Here is a 1,426-nt window from a genome sequence, read left to right on the forward strand (position 1 = left end):
GGCTGAGACCTGATGCCGAGCCGATTGTGGTGAAGTGGATGATCCTATGCTGTCGAGAAAAGCCTCTAGCGAGTTTCATGGCGGCCCGTACCCTAAACCGACTCAGGTGGTCAGGTAGAGAATACCGAGGCGTTCGGGTGAACTATGGTTAAGGAACTCGGCAAAATGCCCCCGTAACTTCGGGAGAAGGGGGGCCACGCCTGGTGATGAGTCTTGCACTCTGAGCTGGGGGTGGCCGCAGAGACCAGCGAGAAGCGACTGTTTACTAAAAACACAGGTCCGTGCGAAGCCGTAAGGCGATGTATACGGACTGACGCCTGCCCGGTGCTGGAACGTTAAGGGGACCGGTTAGCTCTGATTCGTCAGGGCGAAGCTGAGAACTTAAGCGCCAGTAAACGGCGGTGGTAACTATAACCATCCTAAGGTAGCGAAATTCCTTGTCGGGTAAGTTCCGACCTGCACGAATGGCGTAACGACTTCTCGACTGTCTCAACCATAGGCCCGGTGAAATTGCACTACGAGTAAAGATGCTCGTTTCGCGCAGAAGGACGGAAAGACCCCGGGACCTTTACTACAGTTTGATATTGGTGTTCGGTTCGGCTTGTGTAGGATAGGTGGGAGACTTTGAAGCTGTGACGCCAGTCATGGTGGAGTCGCCGTTGAAATACCACTCTGGTCGTGCTGGATGTCTAACCTGGGTCCGTGATCCGGATCAGGGACAGTGTCTGATGGGTAGTTTAACTGGGGCGGTTGCCTCCCAAAGGGTAACGGAGGCGCCCAAAGGTTCCCTCAGCCTGGTTGGCAATCAGGTGTTGAGTGTAAGTGCACAAGGGAGCTTGACTGTGAGACCGACGGGTCGAGCAGGGACGAAAGTCGGGACTAGTGATCCGGCGGTGGCTTGTGGAAGCGCCGTCGCTCAACGGATAAAAGGTACCCCGGGGATAACAGGCTGATCTTCCCCAAGAGTCCATATCGACGGGATGGTTTGGCACCTCGATGTCGGCTCGTCGCATCCTGGGGCTGGAGTCGGTCCCAAGGGTTGGGCTGTTCGCCCATTAAAGCGGTACGCGAGCTGGGTTTAGAACGTCGTGAGACAGTTCGGTCCCTATCCTCTGTGCGCGTAGGAATATTGAGAAGGGCTGTCCCTAGTACGAGAGGACCGGGACGGACGAACCTCTGGTGTGCCAGTTGTCCTGCCAAGGGCATGGCTGGTTGGCTACGTTCGGGAGGGATAACCGCTGAAAGCATCTAAGCGGGAAGCCTGCTTCGAGATGAGTATTCCCACCTCCTTGAGAGGGTAAGGCTCCCAGTAGACGACTGGGTTGATAGGCCGGATGTGGAAGCCCAGTAATGGGTGGAGCTGACCGGTACTAATAGGCCGAGGGCTTGTCCTCAGTTGCTCGCGTCCACTGTGTTAGTTCTGAAG

The 1,426-nt window shown here is 56.0% G+C and carries 1 rRNA gene (running past one end of the window); it reads left to right on the forward strand.

Going from position 1 to position 1,426, the window contains the following annotated elements:
- Positions 1 to 1,394: ribosomal RNA gene (locus ABZ135_RS38580) — 23S ribosomal RNA — on the forward strand; it begins 1,375 nt to the left of the window's first position.
- Positions 1,395 to 1,426 lie beyond the last annotated feature (32 nt).

The sequence above is a fragment of the Streptomyces sp. NPDC006339 genome, assembly GCF_040612775.1.
In the GTDB taxonomy this organism is placed as follows: domain Bacteria; phylum Actinomycetota; class Actinomycetes; order Streptomycetales; family Streptomycetaceae; genus Streptomyces.